Origin of the sequence: Kitasatospora dryopteridis (genome assembly GCF_050749075.1) — a bacterium.
GTDB lineage: Bacteria > Actinomycetota > Actinomycetes > Streptomycetales > Streptomycetaceae > Kitasatospora.
In genome coordinates this window covers 7,743,936-7,764,815 of the sequence record NZ_CP192749.1, presented here as the reverse complement: position 1 = coordinate 7,764,815, position 20,880 = coordinate 7,743,936, and the positions used below count along the sequence as shown (strand labels likewise).

21 protein-coding genes and 2 pseudogenes are annotated in these 20,880 nt (G+C 72.0%); 14 read left to right on the top strand and 9 right to left on the bottom strand.

The features are described from left to right. Window positions 1-222 precede the first annotated feature (222 nt). The 5 genes from ACQ614_RS35355 (at window position 223) to ACQ614_RS35335 (ending at window position 3,863) form a co-directional block, all read left to right on the top strand. Window positions 223-2,286 (top strand): SpoIIE family protein phosphatase, encoded by a 2,064-nt coding sequence (locus ACQ614_RS35355; RefSeq protein WP_431683206.1) that lies wholly within the window; start codon window positions 223-225, stop codon window positions 2,284-2,286. 95 nt (window positions 2,287-2,381) lie between these two features. Further along, window positions 2,382-2,750, top strand: coding sequence for a helix-turn-helix transcriptional regulator (locus ACQ614_RS35350; RefSeq protein WP_431683205.1), 369 nt, complete (start codon window positions 2,382-2,384; stop codon window positions 2,748-2,750). 45 nt (window positions 2,751-2,795) lie between these two features. Next, window positions 2,796-3,059: a hypothetical protein gene (locus ACQ614_RS35345; RefSeq protein WP_431683204.1), complete on the top strand. Its 264-nt coding sequence runs from the start codon at window positions 2,796-2,798 to the stop codon at window positions 3,057-3,059. 127 nt (window positions 3,060-3,186) lie between these two features. Beyond that, window positions 3,187-3,498 (top strand): hypothetical protein, encoded by a 312-nt coding sequence (locus ACQ614_RS35340; protein ID WP_431683203.1) that lies wholly within the window; start codon window positions 3,187-3,189, stop codon window positions 3,496-3,498. Further along, entirely contained in the window at window positions 3,495-3,863 is a 369-nt protein-coding gene (locus tag ACQ614_RS35335) for an STAS domain-containing protein (RefSeq protein ID WP_431683202.1), read from the top strand. Before ACQ614_RS35340 ends, ACQ614_RS35335 begins: the two co-directional genes overlap by 4 nt. A gap of 51 nt (window positions 3,864-3,914) precedes the next feature. Here the strand turns inward: ACQ614_RS35335 and ACQ614_RS35330 are convergent, their stop codons facing one another. From ACQ614_RS35330 to ACQ614_RS35320, 3 genes are all read right to left on the bottom strand, one after another. Beyond that, entirely contained in the window at window positions 3,915-4,670 is a 756-nt protein-coding gene (locus ACQ614_RS35330; protein ID WP_431683201.1) for a nucleotidyltransferase domain-containing protein, read from the bottom strand. A 1,013-nt stretch (window positions 4,671-5,683) separates the two neighbouring features. Then, a complete protein-coding gene (locus ACQ614_RS35325; RefSeq protein ID WP_431683200.1) occupies window positions 5,684-6,067 on the bottom strand; it encodes a DUF4331 family protein in 384 nt (127 codons plus the stop codon). 513 nt (window positions 6,068-6,580) lie between these two features. Next, the gene (locus ACQ614_RS35320) at window positions 6,581-7,036 is read right to left on the bottom strand and encodes a MarR family winged helix-turn-helix transcriptional regulator (protein WP_431683199.1); all 456 of its coding nucleotides are present in this window, start codon (window positions 7,034-7,036) and stop codon (window positions 6,581-6,583) included. Window positions 7,037-7,155: 119 nt separating this feature from the next. Here ACQ614_RS35320 and ACQ614_RS35315 point away from each other — a divergent pair, with 119 nt between their 5' ends. Together ACQ614_RS35315 and ACQ614_RS35310 are read left to right on the top strand one after the other, a co-directional pair. Beyond that, a complete protein-coding gene (locus ACQ614_RS35315) occupies window positions 7,156-7,548 on the top strand; it encodes a nuclear transport factor 2 family protein (RefSeq protein WP_431683198.1) in 393 nt (130 codons plus the stop codon). Window positions 7,549-7,592: 44 nt separating this feature from the next. Continuing rightward, window positions 7,593-8,813, top strand: coding sequence for an alpha/beta hydrolase family protein (locus ACQ614_RS35310; protein WP_431683197.1), 1,221 nt, complete (start codon window positions 7,593-7,595; stop codon window positions 8,811-8,813). A gap of 142 nt (window positions 8,814-8,955) precedes the next feature. Here ACQ614_RS35310 and ACQ614_RS35305 read toward each other — a convergent pair whose 3' ends face one another. Beyond that, window positions 8,956-9,807 (bottom strand): LysR family transcriptional regulator, encoded by an 852-nt coding sequence (locus tag ACQ614_RS35305; RefSeq protein WP_431683196.1) that lies wholly within the window; start codon window positions 9,805-9,807, stop codon window positions 8,956-8,958. Between the two features lie 95 nt (window positions 9,808-9,902). Between ACQ614_RS35305 and ACQ614_RS35300 the strand changes: the two genes are divergently transcribed. Next, entirely contained in the window at window positions 9,903-10,634 is a 732-nt protein-coding gene (locus ACQ614_RS35300) for an SDR family NAD(P)-dependent oxidoreductase (protein ID WP_431683195.1), read from the top strand. Window positions 10,635-10,671: 37 nt separating this feature from the next. Then, window positions 10,672-10,881 (top strand): hypothetical protein, encoded by a 210-nt coding sequence (locus ACQ614_RS35295; protein ID WP_431683194.1) that lies wholly within the window; start codon window positions 10,672-10,674, stop codon window positions 10,879-10,881. A gap of 29 nt (window positions 10,882-10,910) precedes the next feature. Here ACQ614_RS35295 and ACQ614_RS35290 read toward each other — a convergent pair whose 3' ends face one another. Then, window positions 10,911-12,236: an MFS transporter gene (locus ACQ614_RS35290; protein ID WP_431683193.1), complete on the bottom strand. Its 1,326-nt coding sequence runs from the start codon at window positions 12,234-12,236 to the stop codon at window positions 10,911-10,913. Between the two features lie 71 nt (window positions 12,237-12,307). Between ACQ614_RS35290 and ACQ614_RS35285 the strand changes: the two genes are divergently transcribed. Then, window positions 12,308-13,348 (top strand): DUF5937 family protein, encoded by a 1,041-nt coding sequence (locus ACQ614_RS35285; protein WP_431683192.1) that lies wholly within the window; start codon window positions 12,308-12,310, stop codon window positions 13,346-13,348. 80 nt (window positions 13,349-13,428) lie between these two features. Here ACQ614_RS35285 and ACQ614_RS35280 read toward each other — a convergent pair whose 3' ends face one another. Next, a complete protein-coding gene (locus ACQ614_RS35280; protein ID WP_431683191.1) occupies window positions 13,429-14,448 on the bottom strand; it encodes a helix-turn-helix domain-containing protein in 1,020 nt (339 codons plus the stop codon). Between the two features lie 105 nt (window positions 14,449-14,553). Between ACQ614_RS35280 and ACQ614_RS35275 the strand changes: the two are divergent. Next, window positions 14,554-14,892: pseudogene (locus ACQ614_RS35275) on the top strand (aldo/keto reductase); the annotation flags it as partial. 98 nt (window positions 14,893-14,990) lie between these two features. Further along, a complete protein-coding gene (locus tag ACQ614_RS35270; RefSeq protein ID WP_431683190.1) occupies window positions 14,991-15,398 on the top strand; it encodes a hypothetical protein in 408 nt (135 codons plus the stop codon). Between the two features lie 115 nt (window positions 15,399-15,513). Here ACQ614_RS35270 and ACQ614_RS35265 read toward each other — a convergent pair. Next, window positions 15,514-17,893, bottom strand: a pseudogene (locus ACQ614_RS35265) (FHA domain-containing protein). A gap of 271 nt (window positions 17,894-18,164) precedes the next feature. Here ACQ614_RS35265 and ACQ614_RS35260 point away from each other — a divergent pair. Further along, the gene (locus ACQ614_RS35260; RefSeq protein ID WP_431683189.1) at window positions 18,165-19,400 is read left to right on the top strand and encodes a glycosyltransferase; all 1,236 of its coding nucleotides are present in this window, start codon (window positions 18,165-18,167) and stop codon (window positions 19,398-19,400) included. A 7-nt stretch (window positions 19,401-19,407) separates the two neighbouring features. On the opposite strand, the gene ACQ614_RS35255 is transcribed toward ACQ614_RS35260, so the two are convergent. Together ACQ614_RS35255 and ACQ614_RS35250 are read right to left on the bottom strand one after the other, a co-directional pair. After that, window positions 19,408-19,776, bottom strand: coding sequence for a hypothetical protein (locus ACQ614_RS35255; RefSeq protein WP_431683188.1), 369 nt, complete (start codon window positions 19,774-19,776; stop codon window positions 19,408-19,410). Window positions 19,777-19,971: 195 nt separating this feature from the next. Next, the gene (locus ACQ614_RS35250; protein WP_431683187.1) at window positions 19,972-20,199 is read right to left on the bottom strand and encodes a hypothetical protein; all 228 of its coding nucleotides are present in this window, start codon (window positions 20,197-20,199) and stop codon (window positions 19,972-19,974) included. Window positions 20,200-20,626: 427 nt separating this feature from the next. Here ACQ614_RS35250 and ACQ614_RS35245 point away from each other — a divergent pair, with 427 nt between their 5' ends. Next, a complete protein-coding gene (locus ACQ614_RS35245) occupies window positions 20,627-20,830 on the top strand; it encodes a cold-shock protein (RefSeq protein WP_431683186.1) in 204 nt (67 codons plus the stop codon). Window positions 20,831-20,880: the final 50 nt, after the last annotated feature.

Below are 20,880 nucleotides of genomic sequence, written 5' to 3'. Positions count from 1 at the left end.
GTCGACCCGACTGTGACGGCTCCGCAACGCCGGCCACTTCATCCGGCCGGATCACCGCTGCCGATTCCTGGAGTGGCGCTGGAGACACGGTCCGGCGCAGCCGGCGGGCCTCCGGCGCGTGGCGTCGACGCCGATCGGGGATCATGGAAGGCGCGGGCTCCGGAGTACTGGGCCAAAGCGCGCGGCCGCTGACCGGGCGGGGACGCGGAAGGAGGGTCCGCGATGGGCGAGGCGGAGTCTGCAGGCGGGCCCGCGGCGAGCGTGCCGTCGGGCCCCAGCGGGCTGATGGACCTCCTGGGCGTTGCGGCGGTGCTGCTGGAGAGCCACGGGCGGGTCGACATGTGGAGCCCGAAGGCCGAGGAGCTGTTCGGCTACTCCGCGAGCGAGGCGGTCGGCCGGTACGCTGCGTCGCTGCTCCTCCATCCGCAGCACCGGGACCTGGCGGTGAGCCTGTTCGCCGAGGTCCTGCGGACCGGCCGGGGATGGGCGGGCGCCTTCCCGGTCCGCCACAAGGACGGCAGCACCAGGCTGGTCGAGTTCCGCAACATGAGGCTGACGGACAGCGTCGGCGACTTCTACGCCCTCGGGCTCGCCACCGACCGGCTGAGGCTGCGCGAGGTGGAACGCGACCTGGCGCTGTCCACGCGGCTGGTCTCGCAGTCGCCGATCGGGCTGGCCGTCCTGGACACCGACCTGCGGTACGTGACCGTCAATCCGGCGCTGGCGCGGATCCACGGCGTTCCCGAGGAGGGCCATCTGGGCCGCCGCTTCCGCGATGTCATGCCGCCGGGCCAGTTCGGCACCGCGGAGGAGCGGATGCGGAAGGTGCTGGAGTCGGGCACGCCGGTGATCGACCGGTACACCGTCGGCCGCACCCGCGCCGACCCGGACCACGATCACGCCTGGTCCGTGTCCTTCTTCCGGCTGGAGGACTCCAACGGTCAGGTCCTGGGCGTCGCGAACTCGGTGGTGGACGTCACCGACCGGCACCGGGCGACCATGGAGGTCGAACGGGCCCGGCAGCGCCTGGCCCTGGTCGCCGACGGCTCCGCCCGCATCGGCACCACGCTGGAGGTCGAGCAGACCGCCCGCGAACTGGCGGACGTCGTCGTGCCGGCCCTGGCCGACGTGGTGGCCGTGGACGTCCTCGACTCCATGCTGCACGACGGCTCCGCGGAGGGCCGCGACGACCCGATGCTGTTCCGCGCCCTGGCGGTCAAGGCCGCCTACCCCACCGAAGCCGCCCGGGCGGTGGTGCCGCCCGGACACATCACCGCCTACCACGCCGACCACCCGGCGGCCCACTGCATCCGCACCCGCCGCCCGCTGCTGATCACCCACGTGCGCGGCCCCGATCTGGAACGCATCGCCACCGATCCCGGTGCGGCACGGCTGCTCGCGGAGGCCGGCGTCCACACCGACATGGCCGTCCCGCTGATCGCCCGCGGCCAGATCCTGGGCGTGGTCGGCCTTGCGCGGGCCCGCAACCCGCAACCGTTCGACGAGGACGATCTCGCCCTCGCCTGCGAACTGGCCTCCCACGCCGCGGTGTGCATCGACAACGCCCGCCTGCACCAGCGCATCCGCGGCGCCGCCGAGACCATGCAGCGCAGCCTGCTCCCCCGGCTCCAGCCCCACCACCCCCACTTGGAGCTCGCCGCCCGGTACCGGCCCGCCCAGGCGTTCAGCGAGGTCGGCGGCGACTGGTACGACGTGATCCCGCTCGACGGCGACAGGACGGCGCTCGTGGTGGGCGACGTGATGGGCAGCGGCATCGCGGCCGCCACCACCATGGGCCGCCTGCGGACCGCCATGTCCACCCTCGTCGGCCTCGGCCTCGACCCCGCCCGGATCCTCGGCCACCTCGACCGGATCACCCAGGGCCTGGACCCGTACATCGCCACCTGCATCTGCGCGCTGTACGACACCCGGGCCCGCCGGTGCTGCGTGGCCACCGCCGGCCACCTGCCGCCCGTTCTGGTGCCCGTCCACGGGCCGCCGGAACTGCTCGACCTGCCCACCGGCGCACCGCTGGGAGTCGGCGGCCAGCGGTTCGAGTCCGCCGCCTTCGACCTGGGACCCGGCGACCGGCTCGTTCTCTACACGGACGGACTGGTCGAGACCCGCGACCAGCCCATCGACGAACGCCTCGACCTCCTGCTGAGCCTCCTCGCCTCGCCCGACGGCTCGGTGGAGGAGACCTGCGACCGGCTCCTGCACGAACTCCGCCGCCCTTCCGACCACGACGACGTGGCCCTCCTGATCGCCCGCGTCCGGTCGGCATAGGGCCCCACGGCGGTGTGGATGCCGGCTGCCCGACGGAGTCGTCCGACTACGGATTCAGGTCTGGCAAAACCGGAATTCCGGTTCATACTTGTGGTGTGGCGGACGAGCACGAGCCCCGCACGAGCTGGACGTTCCTGACCCAGCACGCCCGGGTGCTGCTGATGATCTCGCGTGACCCGCAGGTACGCGTGCGGGATCTCGCAGCCTCGTGCGGGGTGACGGAGCGGGCCGTGCAGGCGATCATCACCGACCTGGAGAGCGCCGGCTACCTGACCCGCACCCGGCACGGCCGCCGCAACCACTACCGCGTCACAGACCACACGCACTTCCGCCATCCCGCCGAGGCCCGCCACGAGATCGCCGGCTTCCTGGAGCTGTTCGCCGACCTCTCGCCGCCCCCCGGCGCCGAAGGCAACCACGGCACCCGTCCCGGTGGCCGGCACGAGCGCAACGACCGTTCCTGAACCAGTCCGCCGAACGGATCCCCCGACGTACAGGGGAGGGCACCGATGACCGACGACCGCACGATCACGAGCGACGACGCCCTGCCGACCGCGGCCGCCGCCAAACTCGCCGAGTTCAAGGACCTGGCCTGCATCGCAGTGGACCGCTGGAGCAACGGCGACCGGAAGGGCGCGTTCGACGCCCTCGCAGCGGCCGTACCGGCGGCCGCTGCGGCCGCCACTGCCCTGAACATCCTGCTCGAACTCGACCGCGCCGCCGAAGCGAGGGAGCGCAGAGACATGGACGGCATCGCCGCGGGGTGGGGATGAGGGCCGGTACCCGGCGATCCCGGCCGCACGTCGCCGGCCCGCACGCAGCGAACGGCCCTGAGCCGGACCGCTCCCGCGTACGGGCCCGGAAGACACGACAGCTGCTCCACCCGGAAGGAGCGCACCCGTGAGTACCCGACACCTCTCGCCCTCCCCCGCCCACCGCGACGCCGCACCCCTGCCGCGGATCACCGCCACGGACGTTCCGCGTGCGGCGGCGGTCCTCCACCTCGCCGCCCGGGTCGGACGCCTGCTGGAGAACACCGGCACCGACCGGCTCTTCACCATCCGCAGCAGCGTCCGAGCCGCCCTCGGCGGCCGACCCGGACTGCACCAGCAGCCCGCCTACGCCCCGCAGCCGGACCCACACGGCTCGGGCGGCAAGTGGGAACACCCCCGGGCCCGAGCGGGCTCCGGCCCAAGGGGCGCTGAGCCGTGACGGGTCGACTGAAGAGCTGCACCACGCAGGTGGGAGCAGCAGTGGTGTGCACGTTCGCCGGCGACCTCCACATGGACACCGAGCCAGGGGTACGTGCGGTGCTGAACGAGGCGCTGGGCCTTCTGCCGGGGGTGCTGGCCGTGGACCTGAGCGGGGTGGAGCTGTTCACCTCCAGCGGGTTGAACGCCCTTTCGCAGGCTCGTTCGGCAGCGGCCGACCGAGGGGTGCCCGTGGTGCTGCTGGCACCGAGCGGCGCGGTGCGCCGGGTGCTGGAGCTGACCGAGGCGGCCGGCCTGTTCCTGGTCTGCGCGTCCGCGGAGGAGGCGGTCCGGCACGCCCGGCCGCCGCAGGTGTTCGGCACGTAGGCGTGGCTACCGGCGACGGGTCCCTGGTCGACGAAGCGGCGCAGCTGTTCCTCAGGGCCGCCGGCCCGCCAGGACCTCGTCGATGGCCCGTGCGAGGAAGCCGCGTGTCAGTTCGGCCCGGCGGCCGGTCCACTGCGGTGGGGTGGGGGCCGGACGACCGTACCGGCGCTGCCGGATGTCGTGCACCACGTCTGCGGGAGCGCCGAGTTCGGCCAGGACGTCGAGCGCCTCGGACTTGGTGATCAGGCATCCGCTCTTCAGTGTCGTGGCCGCCCGTGCCAGGGTGAGCAGGCCGAGGTCGACCCAGATGTCCTGGTGCCACCGTTCGGGGTGGTCGAGAGCGGGGCGCCAGTATGTCCTCAGGTCGTCGGCGACGAAGTCGGCGAGCTGCCGGTCGGTGATGCGCGGCACGAGGTCGCCCGGCGGTGGTCCGTACAGGACCGCGCCGAACCGGTGCAGTTCGCGGCGGGTCACCGCCGTGACCGGGCGGTGCATCAACTCCTCGTGGGCCCAGGTCGGGTGCTGCATCGCGAGGTCGTCCCATTCGCCCGCCGCGACGTAGCTGCAGTGCAGCTTGGACGCGAGCGGGGCGTCCGCTGCCAGGGTTTCGTGGACCTCGACGATCTGCGCTTCCCGGGCCGGATCGCAGCGGTGCTCCACCACGGCGATCAGGTCGAGGTCGCTGCGGCCCGGCCGGTAGTCGCCTCCGGCCAGCGAGCCGTGCGCCCACACCGAGATCAGCGACGGCGTTGGCCGGAGGAGGCCGACGAAACGGTCGAGGAGCTGACGGGTCGGGTCGTCTGCCATGGTCGGCATCATCCCCCATCCGACGCCGTGGAGGGCCGAATTGGGGCATTGGCGCCTTCCGGGGGTGCGGTGAGGACACTGCGTCGCGCGGTAGATCAGCTGCGCCCGCCCGGGGACACCCCGGTTTCTGCACATCGATGGAGCAGGACGAACGGACCTGCCTCGCATCGGGGTGGGTGTGATCACGGCGAACGGAGCGCCCTGCGGGTCCGAGGCCACCAGCACGCGGCCCAGGTTGGCGACGTCCACCACCGGCGCGACCACGGTGCCGCCCGCGGCGACGATCGCGTCCTGGGTGGCCCGGGCGTCGGTTCTGGCCAGGTGGGTGGTCCAGACGGTGGGGGCTCCGGCATGCCTTCGGGAGCCATGGCGGGGGCGATGCCGGCGACGGCCTTGCCGTTGGGCTCGCAGACCGCGTACCCGCCGAACTCGGCGGGGCCCGGTCGGCCCTGCCGGCGGAGCAGGTCGCGGTAGAAGTCCAGCGCGGCCTGCTGGTCCTTGGCCATCGGATCGGCCCGGCACGGGATGCCGGTCGAGTACGGCACGGCGGCTTCGGGCATTCGTCCCCGTTTCTGACGGTAGCTCCGGCGTGAACCGCGCGGGCCGGCCGTCAGGGGGCCGGCACCGGGTGCGGCTCGCCGAGGTAGGGGAAGAGGGTGAGCAGGTGTGCGGGGGAATGCGGTCGTCGGTGATCTTCCCGTTGGAGATCATGGCGAGCCGCGCGGAGGTCACGTCGTCCACGAGGGTCCGCCCGTTCGGGTAGGCCGCCGGCCGGCTGCGGTCGTAGCGCAGCACGTCGGGCAGGACGGTCCGCAGGGCGGTTTCCGCCTCCTGCGGCCCGTAACCGCCGGTGTGGGACAGGACCGCCGTCCAGGCCTCGCGGTAGGTGTCCCAGTCGTCGGCCGGCTCACCGGCGTTGTAGGCGTCCTTGACCTCTTCCGCGTTGAAGTACGCAGTCAGGGACGGATGCGCGCCGCGGTCCACCGACACCAGTTCGCCGTTCTGGCGCAGGCTCACGCGCGCCCAGACGCGACGCCGGACACGCGGTCGAAGGCGACGGCGATGTCGGACATGACGGCCGGTCCGGCGGCGTCGCGCTGCTGGGCCTCGGGCCCCTCGGCCCTGTGGACGGTGACGGTCTGGGCCCCGTCGCGGGGCGGGGAGAAGACGAAGCTGTAGGCGATGTCCGCCCGGTTGTCGCCGTCGGTGTCGATGTTGATCCGGTAGACCGCGTCCGGGTGGAACGCCTCGCCCTGGGTCGGGGCGAACGGGTTCACGTTCATGATCAGGACCGTGCGGCCCGCCTCGGCCGCGGGGAACACGAACAGGTCGGTCAGGTCCAACCGCGCGTCGCCCTTCGGGGAGCGCAGGTTCGGACCGCTGAGGCGGTGGGACACAGGCGCTCCTTGTCGTTCGCCGCAGTCGCGTTGTTCGCCACAGTCGCCCGGCAACGAAAGCCCCCGCCACTTGCGCCCGATCCTCCCAGCGGCTCCCCGGTGCGGCACTCGCGCAACGCGGCGGTGCGGGCCCGTCACCCGAACAACCCAGTCACACCGACCATCCCGTCCAGCGGCCGGGCCGGTGGTAGCGGTCGGCAGGCGAGCCGCGCGCGGGCAGCCCGCCGACCGAGGTGGACGACGAGATGCTGCCGCATGTGCGGCGACCGGGGACGGCGGGCCCCACGAGCGGTCGACGATCTCCTGCTCGCCGAGAGCGACAGCGCGGGCAGGGATCGGACACCGCACCCGCGCCGACCGTTGTCCGGGAATTCCAGCAGCGGGCCGGCAGGCCGATCCCGGCGACGGCCCTGCGGCCGAGCGGGGAATACGGCGTTCCCACTGACGTCCCGGCGTACGCGGTCCGCGGTGCCGACACGAGCCGAGCCGGAACGCCCGGTGAGCGGGTGGCAGTCAGCCGTGGTCGGCGGTGAAGGGTCCCTCGTCGACGAAGCGGCGCAGGAGTCGGGCGAAGGCCTGGGCGTCGGCCTGTGGCCAGGTGGCGAGCGAGTCCTCGATGCCGGAGGCCAGCCGCTGCCGGGTGGCCGAGATGACGGTGTGGCCGCCATCGGTGAGGGCGAGCAGGGTAGCGCGGCCGTCGGCCGGGTCCGGCTGGCGCTGGAGCAGGCCGGCCCGCTCCAGGCGGTCGGCGCGGCGGGTGACGGTGGTGCGGTCGAGTCCGATCTCGCGGCCGAGGTCGGCGGCGCTGGCGGGGCCGGTGCGGGCCAGGCCGCTGAGGACGGGGTAGGTGAGCTCGTCGACCGCCTCCCCCAGCCCCTCGGTCAGGCGGGTGTAGAGGCGGGCGCGGGTGCTCCGCCGCAGGAGCAGTCCGAGCGCTTCGGCGATGTCGTGTCCTGTCGAGTTGTTCACCCCTCCAGATTAGCGTGCTCGACGCACGCTTTTCCTGCTACAGTCATAAGCGTGCTTCAGGCACGCATCCCTGCCCGATCCACGGCGGGGCACTCCCGTACGCAACCGAAGGAACCCCCATGACCCGCACCGACATCCGCGCCGCCCTCACCGACCTGCTCCTCACCCCGGGCCTCGACCTGGACGAGGCCGCCGACCGGCACTTCGCCCCCGACTACCGCCAGCGCACCGACGGCGACTGGGCGGACCGCACCGAGTTCCTCGCCCACATCGCCCACCTGCGCACGGTCGTCGCCGACGGCTCGGTCGAGGTCCACGACGAACTCTCGTCCGGCGACCGCTACGCCGACCGCCACACGATGGAGGTCGTCAAGACCGACGGCTCCACGGTCCGCATGGAGGTCTACGTCTTCGCCGAGTTCGCCTCCGACGGCCGCTTCCGCCGCATCGAGGAGACCACCCTCATGCTCGAGGGCGCCGACAGCGACCGGAACCTCGGCAGCGCCCGCTGAACCCCGCACCGTCCGACCAGTTGTCACACCTCCAGGAGGCCGCCGTGAAGCCGTTGCTGTTCCCCGACAACCCCCAGTTCTGGTACGAGACCCTGCGCTCGATGAGCCACATCGCCTACGGCGGAGCCGACTTCGGCGAGGTGGTCTCCACCTGCGAGCGCATCGAGGAGGGCGACCACGGCAGCTGGCACGACGAGTGGCTCGCCACCGCCGACCGGGTGGCCGGCCGGGCCCGGCAGGCCCTGGACGCCGGCCACGACATCAGCGCCCGGGACGGATTCCTGCGGGCGTCCAACTACTACCGCTCGGCCGAGTTCTTCCTCCACGGCCACCCGTGCGACCCCCGCCACGACCACGCCTACGACCAGAGCGTGGCCTGCTTCCGGGCCGCGGCGGCCCTGTACACCCCGCGCATCGAACCGGTTGCCATCCCCTACGAGGGCACCACCCTGCCCGGCTACCTCTACCGGGCCGACACCACCGGGGCACCGCGGCCGACCCTGATCATGCACAGCGGCTTCGACGGCACCGCCGAGGAACTCCACTTCAGCGGCGCCCTGGCCGCCGTCGAACGCGGCTACACCGTGCTGACCTTCGACGGACCCGGGCAACCCGGACCGCGGCACCGCGAGGGCCTGGTCTTCCGCCCCGACTGGGAGAACGTCGTCACCCCCGTCGTCGACTTCGCCGAAAGCCTGCCCGAGGTCGACAACAGCCGCATCGCACTCCTGGGTTCCAGCATGGGCGGCCTGCTCGCCCCCAGGGCGGCGGCATTCGAACACCGGCTGGCCGCACTGGTCACCGTCGACGGCGTCCACGACCTCGGCGCGATATCCGTCCGCAGCATCCCCGGCGACCGCGAGGAAGCCGAACGGCGCCTGCGCGCGGACTCCGACCCCCAACTCGACGCCCGCTTCCGGCAGATCATCGCCCAGGACGCCACCGCACGGTGGGCAATCAACCACGGCATGTACGTCATGGGCGTCGACACCCCCCGGGCCTTCAGCGCCTCCTACCTCGACTACACCCTCCGGGGCGGCATCGCCGAGCAGATCCGGTGCCCCACGCTGGTGTGCGACGCCGCCGAGGACGAATTCTTCAAGGGACAGCCCCAGCAGCTCTACGACCACCTGACCTGCCCCAGGACCCTCATGGTGTTCACCGCCGACGAAGGAGCCGGCGCCCACTGCCACCCCGGCGCCATGCGCCACTCCCTGGCCCGCGTCCTCGACTGGCTCGACGACACCCTCGCAACGACCCCCTGAAGCAGCCGGCACCCGTCCTCACCACGGCTCGGGGCCCGAACTCCGGTGCGGGCAAACCGCCGTCCCGACCCGTCCGGTCAGCCGGCGACCTCCACCACCGACCTCGCCGGACAGCCGCCGGCGCACCGACGCCCGGGGCGACTCACTGGAGACGTGTCGCAGTCCGGACAAGGTCGGCGACGGCCCTGGAGCGGCTGTGCGGCGGCCAGGCGATCACGGTGGTGACTGTCGGCGCGTCCAGCACGGGCACGGCGGCGACGTCACCGTGCAGTTGGGCTCGGCACGACTCCGGCGAGACCGCGCAAGCACGGCCCAGCGCCACGAGCTGCAACAACTGCGCGTGGTCACGGACCTGCGGGCCGGGGCCGGGCGGGTAGGTGCCGTCGGGGCAGGGCCAGCGCGGCAGGGGCAGGCCGGGCAGCCCGGTGATGTCGGCCATGTGCACGTGGGTCCGGACGGTGAGCGGATGCCCCGCCGGCAGGACCACGACCTGACCCTCCGTGCCGAGCTCTTCGGTGTGGAACCCGGCCGTCGAGTCGAACGGCCGGTGCAGCAGCGCCACATCGGCCCGGCCCTCGCGCAGGAGTCGCGCCTGCTCGGCCGGGCCGCACAGGATCACGTCGACGGGGACTGCGCCGGGTTCGGCGGCGTACGCGTCGAGCAGCTTCGCCAGCAGTTCGCGGGACGCGCTGGCCTTCGTGACCAGCACCAGTCCGGGACGGCCGGTCGCGGAGAGGGCGGCGCGGCGGGTCCGGCGCTCGGCAGCGTCGACCGCATCGAGGGCCGACCGGCCCTCCGCCAGCAGCACCGCGCCGGCCTCGGTCAGCGTGACAGTGCGGCTGGTCCGGTCCAACAGCGGTGCCCCGAGCCGGCGTTCGAGCTGCTGGATCGCCCGTGACAGCGGCGGCTGCGCGATCCCGAGCCGCTCCGCGGCGCGCCCGAAGTGCAGCTCTTCGGCGACAGCGACGAAATATCGCAGTTCCCGTGTCTCCATGCGGCCACGCTACTCCGGATCAATACCCGGACGGTATCGCTGCCCACCCGATCGGTCTTGGACCCCCACCGGAGTCCGAGGGCAGCATGGCCCCTATGAACGAGCGAACGACTGCGCTGGTCACCGGCGCGAACAAGGGAATCGGCTACGAGATCGCCGCGGGCCTGGGCGCCCTCGGCTGGAGCGTGGGCGTCGGCGCCCGTGACGATCAGCGCCGCAAGGCCGCGGTGGAGAGGCTCCGCGCGGCCGGGGTCGACGCGTTCGGCGTACCGCTGGACGTGACCGACGACGCGAGCGCAACCGCCGCCGCACGGCTGATCGAGGAACAGACCGGGCGCCTCGACGTGCTCGTCAACAATGCCGCCATCACCGGCGGCATGCCGCAGGAGCCCACCCGGGTCGATCCCGCCACCATCCGGACGGTGGTGGAGACCAACGTGATCGGCGTCATCCGCGTCACCAACGCGATGCTGCCACTGCTGCGCCGCTCCGCCGCTCCGCGGATCGTGAACATGTCCAGCGGTGTCGGCTCCCTCACCCGGCAGTCGGGGGCCGCTGATGAGCAGACGATAGGTCCGGTGGCCGCGGCGTACTCGCCGTCGAAGACGCTCCTGAACGCCGTCACCCTCCAGTACGTCCGGGAGCTGAGGGGCACGAACATCCTGATCAACGTCGGCTGCCCCGGCTACGTCGCGACCGACCTCAACGGCTTCCGCGGCGTGCGCACCCCCGAACAGGGCGCGGCGATCGCCATCCGACTCGCGACCCTGCCCGACGGCGGCCCGACCGGCAAGTTCTTCGAGGACGCCGGCGAAGTGCCCTGGTGATCTGTACGAGGGTCATCACCCGTCGACGGAGGCTGCCGTGGAGAGACTGCGGATCAACGCCCGCCGACGCGCGGACGCCACCCTGCAGTCGGTGAAGCTGCGGGCGGCGTCGCCGAGCGCCCGGCGAGGGGTCAGCCGGGGGCAGCGGCAGCGGAGCAAGGACGGGCTCCGCAAGGCCGACCGCGAACGGGAGGTCGAACGAGTTCGCACCCGGGGCAACCGGGTCTACCTCTCGCTATCCGACTGACGCTCGTCGGAGCGCCGCCCCAGGGGCCTTCACCCCTCGGGGCGGCGCTCGCTCGGTATCGTCGGCGCAGCGGGGACCGTCGGTCCGGGCAGTCGGCGCCGGGTGCGCAGCGGTGAGAAGAAGATCGGTATCCAGACCGTGGCGAGCCCGGCCGCCCCGAGCCACAGGGCGGCCCGGACGGAGACGAGCTCGCCCAGGAGGCCGGCCAGCGCCGCGCCGAGCGCGAGCGAGCCGGTCAGCACGACCCGCATGGTGGCGTTCATCCGGCCGAGCAGCCGGTCCGGGGTCACGCTCTGGCGGAAGCTGACCTTGATCACGTTGTCGATGCCGACCTTGAACGTCGTGACCAGCCAGCCCCCGGCGGCCAGCCAGAGTGCCGGACCCCGGTCGACCGGCGCCATGAGGACGCCGAACGGCGCGACGGCGAGGCCCATCAACCACAGCACCCGGCCCGCACCGAACCGTCGGGCCAGCCACCGGGCCGACAGCGAACCGGTGAACACGCCGAGACCACCGGTGGCGAAGAACAGGCCGATGACGCCGCCGGAGAGCCCGAGCTCACGGACGAACAGCACCGGGAGCACGGTCTGACACAGCTGGACGGACAGGTTGGTCCATGCTCCGGCGAGTGCGACGGGTCGTAGGACCGGGTGGCCGAACACGAAGCGAAGGCCCTCGCCGATCTCGCGGGACAGGCGGGCGCTGCGCGAGCGCTGCGGCTGTGGCTCTGCCCGGCGGATTCGCAGCAGGAGGACCGCCGACCACACGTAGCCGGCCGCATCGACCGCGACCGCCGTCGGAGCGGACAGCAGGGCGGTCAGGAAGCCGCCCGCGCTTCTCCCGCCGACCAGGGTGAGCGCATCCACCGTCACCAGGTGGGCGTTGGCCTGGGTGAGCCGATCCCGTCCGACCAGATCGGGCAGATGGCTCAGAGCGGCCACATCGAAGAACACCGTGGCCAGGCCTGTCAGGAGGACCACCAGACAGAGCTGCTGGATCGTCAGGCATCCGAGCAGCCAGGCCACCGGGACCGAGCACAGGAGCGCCGCCCTGGTCAGGTCGGCGGCGATCATCACGGGCCGCTTCCGCATCCGGTCCACCCAGGCTCCGGCCGGCAGGCCCATCAGCAGGAAGGAGAGCGTGCTCATCGTCGCCAGCAGGCCGACCTGCCCTGCCGATGCGTGCAGGGCCAGCACGGCTGTCAGAGGCATCGCCAGGAAGCTCACCGAGGTGCCGAGCTTGCTCACGGCTGCTGCGCCGACGAGCAGGCGGAAGCCGGGGTCGCGGAGGACGGAACGGCGCGGCGCGGGCGTGGGAGCGGTCGTGTCCGCTCGCGCGAGATCAGCGGTGGTCATGGAGTGAGCCTCTTGCCGAGGAGGCCGGGCGACCATGAATTTAGGCTGTGCTGAATCCTGGCCTCTTGGCAGTGGGATCTTCTCGGCAGAAGGGCTGCACCGTGCTGGACCTGGCGTTCTCCGTCCGCGACCTGGCCCGCACCAGGTTCGCCCTGTCGCCGCTGTGGGAAGTGGTGGCCAGCATCAGGGTGCTGAAGCACCCGGCCGAGCACCCGCTCTACCGGCGGTGGAGCGACGAGGCCGGCCGGCGGTTGGCCGCCTCGGGGCTGGACTGGGGCCTGCTCGCGGACCTGGTCCCCCAGCCACCCCTTGCGATACCGGTCTTCATCGCGCCGCCGCCGACGACGTCGGTCGCCGATCTGGGACTCGAGCTGGCCGTACTGCGGTCCACCCCGGCGGAGCAGGTCCGGTCGGGCCTCGGCGGCAGGCGGGCGCCGCGCTCCGAGCGGATCGAGCGGCTGCGGAGCGATCCGTTTCGAGGTCTCGCCGAACTCGCCGACACCGTGGCGGCGTACTGGGAGATCGCACTCGCGCCGTACTGGCCGCGCGTGCGCTCCCTGCTGGAGGGCGACGTACTCCACCGGGCCAGGGTGTTTGCCGAGAGCGGGGCACAAGCACTGCTCAACGACCTGGGCACCAACGTGACCTGGGACGACGACACGCTGTACGTCGGACACCACTACGCCCGTGGCCGGCGGGCACTCGGCGGACGCGGCCTCCTCCTCGTGCCGTCGGCGTTCGTCTGGCCCCGGGTCTTCTCCGTCACCAGCCCGGCCTGGCAACCCACGCTGCGTTACCCGCCGCGCGGCGTGGCCACGCTCTGGGAACGGCGGACCGAACTCCCGCAGAACCTCGCATCGGTCATCGGCCGCTCCCGGGCCCACCTGCTGGCGGAACTCGACACGCCCGCATCGACCACGGACCTGGCCCGCCGCACCGGGATCACCGCCGGAGGCGTCTCCCAGCACCTGACCGCCCTCCGCGCCGCCGGGCTGGTCGACGCGCACCGCAGCGGCCGGTACGTCCTCTACGTCCGGACCGAGGCAGCGGAGGTCCTGTTGGCCGCCGCGCACGCACAGCGCGACGAGGTGAACGTGCCGCCTTCGGGCTGAAGTCGTCCCCCGACGAAGATCGGCAAGAGCATCGACGGCGGCCCCGCGGCAAGGGCTCCCGCCACGCACCGGCCGCGGCGCTACGAGAGCGTTCCGTCCAGAGGACGGTGTTCGGCGCGGGGTTCGGCGCGGGGTTCGGGTGTCGTGGGGAGGGAGGCGCGCGTCCGGGTGCGGAAAGTGCGGCGGTAGGTGTCCGGGGGGACGCCGACGGTGCGGCTGAAGTGGCGGCGCAGGGTCGTGGCGGTGCCCATGCCGGTGGCCGCCGCAATGGTGTCGATGCTGTCGTCGGTGGTCTCCAGCAGTTCCTGGGCGTAGCGGATCCGCTGGGCCAGGAGCCACTGCAGCGGGGTGGTGCCGGTCACCGACTTGAAGTGGCGGCCCAGATGACGGGAGCTCATCCGCGCCTGGCGGGCCAGGTCCTCGACGGTCAGCGGGTGGTCCAGGCGGGCCATGACCCACGGGAACAGGTCGGCGAGCGGGTGGTTGCCGGGCGCGGGCACCGGGGTGGTGACGAACTGCGACTGGCCGCCGTCCCGGTGCGGCGGTACGACCAGGCGCCGGGCCACCACGTTGGCCACCGACGAGCCGTGGTCGAGGCGGACGAGGTGCAGGCACAGGTCCATGGCGGCGGCCTTGCCCGCGGAGGTGAGCACGCGGCCGTTGTCCAGGTACAGGACGTCCGGGTCGACCTCCACCTGCGGGTAGCGGGCCGCGAGGGCCTCCGTGTGCGCCCAGTGCGTCGTGGCGCGCTTCCCGTCGAGCAGGCCGGCGGCGGCCAGCACGAACGCGCCCGTGCACAGGGAGGCCACGCGGGCGCCCGCCTCGTGGGCCTCGCGTACGGCGTCGACCAGTTCGGCGGGCGGGTCGACGTCGATGTCGGCCCAGCCCGGAACGATGACGGTGTCGGCGTGGCGCAGGTGGTCGAGCCCGTGGTCGGGCGCCAGCCGGAATCTGCCGACCTGCACGGCGGCCGACCCGCAGACGGTGACGTCGTACCAGGGGACCGCCACGGCGTCCGGGGCGGCGCCGAAGACCTCGTAGGCCAGGGACAGTTCGAAGTGGAGCATCCCGTCGGTGACGGCCAGGGCGACAGTAGCCATGTCCGGAATTGTACGGGGTGCGTCGTTTCGGACACTAGTCGTCAGACACCCGCTCTCGCCAGGATGTTGCGCAGTTGATCGTCCGGGAGAACGAGGGGACGGACCATGGGATCGGGGCAGACGGTCGCGGTGTTCGGCGCGTACCGGCACACCGGGCGGTTCGTCGTGTCGGAGCTGCGGGAGCGCGGATTCGTCCCGGTCCTCTCCGGCCGCGACGCCGTCAGGCTGGAGGGGCTCGCGACGGAGACCGGGATGGAGATCACCCGGGTCGGCTTCGGCTCCTGGGCGGTGGCGGGATCTGGCTGGCAATTCGGCTGGGGCGGGACCGACGACGCCGAGTCGGTCGCGGCGATCCGGCACGCCGTGACGTCCGGCGTCAACTGGATCGACACTGCCGCCGCCTACGGCCTGAGCCCCCGGATCACGGCCGGTGTCCCCGTGAGCTGATCGACCCGCGGCCGGCGTTCGTCCACCGGACCCGCCTGCACCAGGCGGCACGCGTCCATTGCCGCACACCGCACACCACCACAGAGGACCACACCATGACCAGACGCACGACGGCGGCCCGAGGCGGCGCCCGCACATTCCTCAGGACCGCGATCGCCCTGCAGACCCTGACCCTGTTCCTCCAGGCGACCAGCGCCGGACTGCTGCTGTCCACCTCCTACGGCGAGACGCTGCACAGCGTCGGAGCCCGCGTGATGTACGGCGCGTCGATGCTGTACGTGCTTGCCGCGGTCCTCCTGTGGCGGCCGGGCGGCGGATCACCCCGCCCCATCCTGTACGCCACCGGCTTCCTCGGCCTCGCGTCGGTCCAGGTCGTGCTGGGCGTCGCCCACCTGCCGGCGCTCCATGTCCCCTTGGGCGTCCTGATGTTCGGCCTCAGCACCGTGGCACTGGGCCGGACGCTCTCCACAAGCCTGCACGGCCGCACCGCCCTTCCGTCGTAGCCACCACCGACCCGGCCCGGGGCCCCACGCCGGCCCGGCCTCCGAGCTGGCGTGGGGCCCCGGGCCGTGGACGGGAACGAACCCCGGGTTCGCCCGAAGACGACCAGATGTCACGCTACTTCCGCATGATCGCCGGTTCCTGTCGGCGCAGCAGGGCCAGTACGGCGAGGCCGAGCGCCGCCGAGAGGGCGATCAGCATCACCATGCAGCGCAGCCAGCGGGAACGGTCCGGCCGGAACAGCGGGTCGGCGGTGATCCCGGTCGGGAAGACCGTGTGCAGATCGATGGTCTGGGCCATCGCGGCCAGACCCCAGCGGGACGGCACCAGCCAGGCGAACTGCTCCAGGCCGGGCACCCCGTACACCTTCAGCATGGCGCCGCTGAACACGATCTGCACCACCGAGAGGAGCACCAGCATCGGCATGGTGGCCTCTTCCTTGAGGACCAGCGCGGAGACCAGCAGGCCGAGCATCATGGAGGCGAACGAGAGCAGCGCGACGGCGATGATCAGCTCGACCAGCGGCGGCAGCACCACCCCGCTCTCCACCTGCTGTCCGTTCGGCAGGGTCGGGCCGAGGTCGACGCCCGCCAGGCCGACGGTGGTCAGCACGGCCGCCTGCGCCACCGTGACCGTGCCGAGCACCACCACCTTGGAGACCAGGTAGGCGGATCTGGACAGGCCGACCACGCGTTCGCGCTGGTAGATCGGCCGTTCCTTGACCACCTCGCGGACCGCGTTGGCGGAGCCGGTGAGCACGCCGCCGATGCAGAGCGTGAGCACGACGTTGATCGCGTTCTCCGAGGAGATCGATGCGCCGGCCATCGCCCGGCACATCACGCCGATGACGAACGGCAGGGCGATCATCACGGTGAGGAAGAGCCGGTCGGCGGCCAGCACCGAGGTGTACCGGCGGACCAGCGTGGACAGCTGGGAGAACCAGCTCTGCGGCTGCTCCGGACGGATCGGGCTCCCGGCGGGGCGCCCGCCGGCCGGCGCGGCCGGATATCCGGGCCCGCCTGCGCGCCGCCGCGGTGGCCACGTACTGCTGGTACTGCGGGGACTCCCGGAACCGGCGCTGCCAGGCGGCGTGGTCCTCGCTCTCGAAGGCCTCGAAGGCCTCGGGCCACTCGGTGTAGCCGAAGAACGGCAGCGCCTCGTCGGGCGGGCCGTAGTAGGCGGTCCGGCCGCCGGGGGCCAGCACCAGCAGCCGGTCGCAGACGTTCAGGCTGAGCACGCTGTGGGTGACCACGACCACCGTGCGTCCGTCGTCGGCGAGGCCGCGCAGCATGTGCATCACCGAGCGCTCCATGCCCGGGTCCAGCCCGGAGGTCGGCTCGTCGAGGAAGAGCAGCGAGGGCTTGGTGAGCAGCTCCAGGGCGACGCTGACGCGTTTGCGCTGGCCGCCGGAGAGGCTGGAGATCACCAGGTCTGCGCGGCTGTCCAGGCCGAGCTCGCGGATCACCTCGGCGACCCGGGCCTCCCGCTCGTGTTTGGAGGTGTCGCCGGGGAAGCGTAATTCGGCCGCGTAGGAGAGCGCGCGACGCACGGTCAGCTGGGTGTGCAGGATGTCGTCCTGCGGCACCAGGCCGATCCGGCGGCGCAGTTCGGCGTAGTCGCGGTAGAGGTCGCGTCCGTCGTAGAGGACGGTGCCCTCGTCGGCGGGGCGCAGCCCGGTGAGCGCGTTGAGCAGGGTGGACTTGCCGGCGCCGCTGGGGCCGGCCACCGCGAGCAGCGCCTTCTCGGCGAGCGGGAAGCCGACGTCGTTCAGCAGCACCCGCCGGTCCGGGCCGACCCGGACCACCAGGCCCCGGACGTCGAGCGAGATCTCGCCGATGTCGGTGTACTCGACCAGCTCGTCGCCGGAGAGGCAGAGTGCGGAGTGGCCGATGCCGATGATGTCGGCCGGGCCGACCAGGGCGTTGAGCACCGGCTGGCCGTTGAGGTAGGTGCCGTTGTGGCTGCCGACGTCGGCGATCTCGAAGCGGCCGTCCGACAGGATGCGCAGCTCGGCGTGGTGCCGGGAGACCTCCAGGTCGTCGAGGACGAGGTCGTTGTCGCCGGCCCGTCCGATCCGCACCGTCCGGCCGACCAGCCGCAGCACGGTGCTCGGCTCGCGGAACACGCCGGAGGCCTGCGGGGCGATCAGCGAGGTCCGCTCGCCGGCGGCCGGTGCGGCCACGTCGGCGAAGGTGGCGGACGGGCCGTCGGCCGGGTTGCCGAACCGCAGCCGGCTGCCGGGGCCGATGTCCTCGTGCTGGATCCGGCGGCCGTCGGCGAAGGTGCCGTTGGTGCTGCCGACGTCCTCCAGCAGCCAGTGCCCGGCGGCGGCGCGCAGCACGGCGTGGTGCCAGGAGACCCTGGGGTCCCTGAGGACGATCTCGCCGGTCGGGTCTCGGCCGACGTGGTAGGCCCGGCGCGGATCGATCAGCTGCGAGTCCGTGTCGGTGACGAGAACCAGTGGCGGCGCGGTGGGCGCGCCCGAGCGCTCTCCCATGATGCTGATTCTAAGGCTTGTCCGTCACTGATCTCTCGGCGGTCGAAGCGAGTTGACGGACGCAGCGGCTGTGTGCCGGGTACTGCGAGGAAGCCGGACCGTTCGGCGGGGTCGTCACCGCGATGAGGTGGCCGACGGTGAACGGAGGCGGTTTCCCACTCCTCGCCGTTCTCAACGTATAGCGCACAGGGGGGCTTGTGGGAAGACCCCGGTCGTGCCGCAGAATCTGCATCTCAGGGAAAGAGCTCGGAGAAGGTGGGGGATTCACGAAATGCGTGTGCTGTTGTCCACGTACGGGTCACGCGGAGACGTCCAGCCCCTTGCGGGGCTCGCGGTGCGGTTGCGGGAACTGGGTGCGGAGGTACGGGTGTGTGCGCCGCCGGACGAGGAGTTCGCGGAGCGGCTGGCCGCTGTCAATGTGCCGATGGTGCCGGTGAGCGAGTCGGTACGCGCGCTGGTGACCGGGGCGCCGCCGGCCGCGTCGGACTTTCCCCGGCGCGTGGCCGCGTTGGTCTCTGCGTACTACAACGCGATCGTGGCGGAGGCCGAGGCAGGTGCAGTGGTGGTGGCGACCGGCCTGTTCCCGAGTGCGGCCGGCGCGCGGTCGGCGGCCGAGAAGCTGGGTCTCGGGTACGTGTACCTGGGCCTCCAGCCGACCGTCCTGCCCTCTGAGCACCGCCCGCCGTTCCAGTACCCGAGCCACCCGTACCCGCCGGAGGTGACCGACAACCGGGAGCTGTGGGACCTCAACATCGGGACCATGAACGCGTTGTTCGGTGAGGCGGTCAACACCCACCGGGCGTCGGTCGGCCTTCCGCCGGTGGACAACGTCCGCGACTACGTCCTCACCGACGGCCCGTGGCTGGCGACCGACCCGGTCCTCGACCCGTGGCGGTCGGCCGGTCTCGACGTCGTGCAGACCGGCGCGTGGATCCTGCCGGACGAACGCCCGTTGCCGGCCGGGTTGGAGGCGTTCCTGGACGCCGGCACACCGCCGGTGTACGTGGGCTTCGGCAGCATGCCCCTGCGCGGGGCGGGGGACGTCGCCCGGGTGGCCGTCGAGGCGGTCCGTGCGCAGGGCCGACGTGTCGTCATCGGCCGCGGCTGGGCGGACCTGTCCCCGATCGACGAGAAGGACGACTGCTTCGTTGTCGGGGAGGTCAATCACCAGGCGCTGTTCGGCCGGGTGGCCGCCGTCGTGCACCACGGCGGCGCGGGCACCACGACGGCGGCCGCCCGGGCCGGCGCGCCCCAGGTGGTGGTACCCCAGATCGTGGACCAGCCGTACTGGGCGGAGCGGGTGGCCGAGCTGGGCATCGGCGCGGCCCACGACGGTCCGGCTCCGACCGTCGGGTCCCTGTCGGCCGCGCTCAGGACGGCCCTGACCCCCGGGACCCGCGAACGGGCGCGGGCCGTGGCCGGCACGATGCACACCGACGGGGCCACGGTGGCCGCGAAGCTGCTGCTCGGGATGGCACGCCGGGAAAGGCCGTCAACGTCCGTGTGACCCGATGTCATTGTCGGACGTCGGAGTAGCTGAGGTCCCCGATTGTCCAGCTGCTGATGTCTTCGATGGCGATGCGGTACATGCCGCCGGTGTGCGGTAGCCCGAAGTCGCCCTGCAGGATCTTCGCCCGGTGGAGGTGGAGGTGGGTGGGCCGCGCGGGCGCGCTGTCGACGGACGAGGCGAAGAGCGCGGCGAACGGCTTCAGGTGGTCCGAGGCCTGGAGGACCTCCGCCACCCGCTCCCACCACAGGCTCACCGGTGCGAGCCTGCCGGTGATCACTGCGCCGGGAACCACCACAGTCAACGACATCTGGTTGCTCTGCTCGGACTCGACCATCGCGGCGATGTCAACGAGAAGCCCGTCAGGGTTCGACATGGCTCCCAGACTAGGACATGGCCGTCGGCTCGGGTACCCGCCCCGAGGCAGTGTCCGCGATGTGTGCCGGGCGTGTGGCCGACCCATGAGGCCGGCCTTCGACGGATGCGGGGCTGCCGCGGTGCACCGGACGCCTGCGATCCGGTGCACCGCAGGAGCAGGGACGGGACTGCGAGGGCCGGGACCGCACCCTGGTCAGAGTTTGAACATCGCGGTGTACGGCTGGGTGATGCGTTCCTGCCGCGACCCGAAGTCGACGAGTACCGCGATGTCGGCGTCGCCTTCGACTCCGATGACCCGGCCGAGGCCGTAGCTGTCGTGAGTGACGCGGTCACCCACGGCGAACCGCTTGAGTGGCGCCTCGGTCCTGGCTTTGAAGGGGCTGGTGGGCAGATGCCGCCGGAACTCCGATGGTTTCTTCATTCCATCCATTATGTGTCGGAAACCACGGGATCGGGCCCTTCAGGAGGACCTGATGCAAACGGGCACCCCGCCCCGGACCTGTCCGCGTCGCGCTGACGATGGAGCCGCCGGCCGGGACCGCGCGTGCGAGCATGCCTTCAACCAGCCTGCTCGCACGGCGTGTTGATAGTCCTGGCAGCCCGGTGGCGACACCTTGGAGGAAGGCTTCCGAAAAACTGGGGACGCAAAATTCCGCCGCGGCGGGCCGGGGCCTGCTACAGTCGACTCAGTTGCAGTAGTGGTTTCCCATGAACTTTGTGTGCGCCTGCTGATGTATCTCACAGCAGGCGCATTTTTGTTCCCGGATGTTCCCGGGTGGGTGCTCATCGCGGCGACTCGAAGCCCGCGCCGTGCGCGCTTCGAACAGCCCCTTGAAGGAGATTTCTTTATGGCTAATGGCACTGTGAAGTGGTTCAACGCGGAGAAGGGCTTCGGCTTCATCGAGCAGGACGGCGGCGGTCCCGACGTGTTCGCCCACTACTCGAACATCAACGCCGGCGGCTTCCGCGAGCTGCTCGAGGGCCAGAAGGTCGAGTTCGACGTCACGCAGGGCCAGAAGGGCCCGCAGGCCGAGAACATTCGCCCGCTGTAGTTCTTCTGCCACGGCACCCGCCCGGCAGCAAGAGGCCCGCACCGCGCACA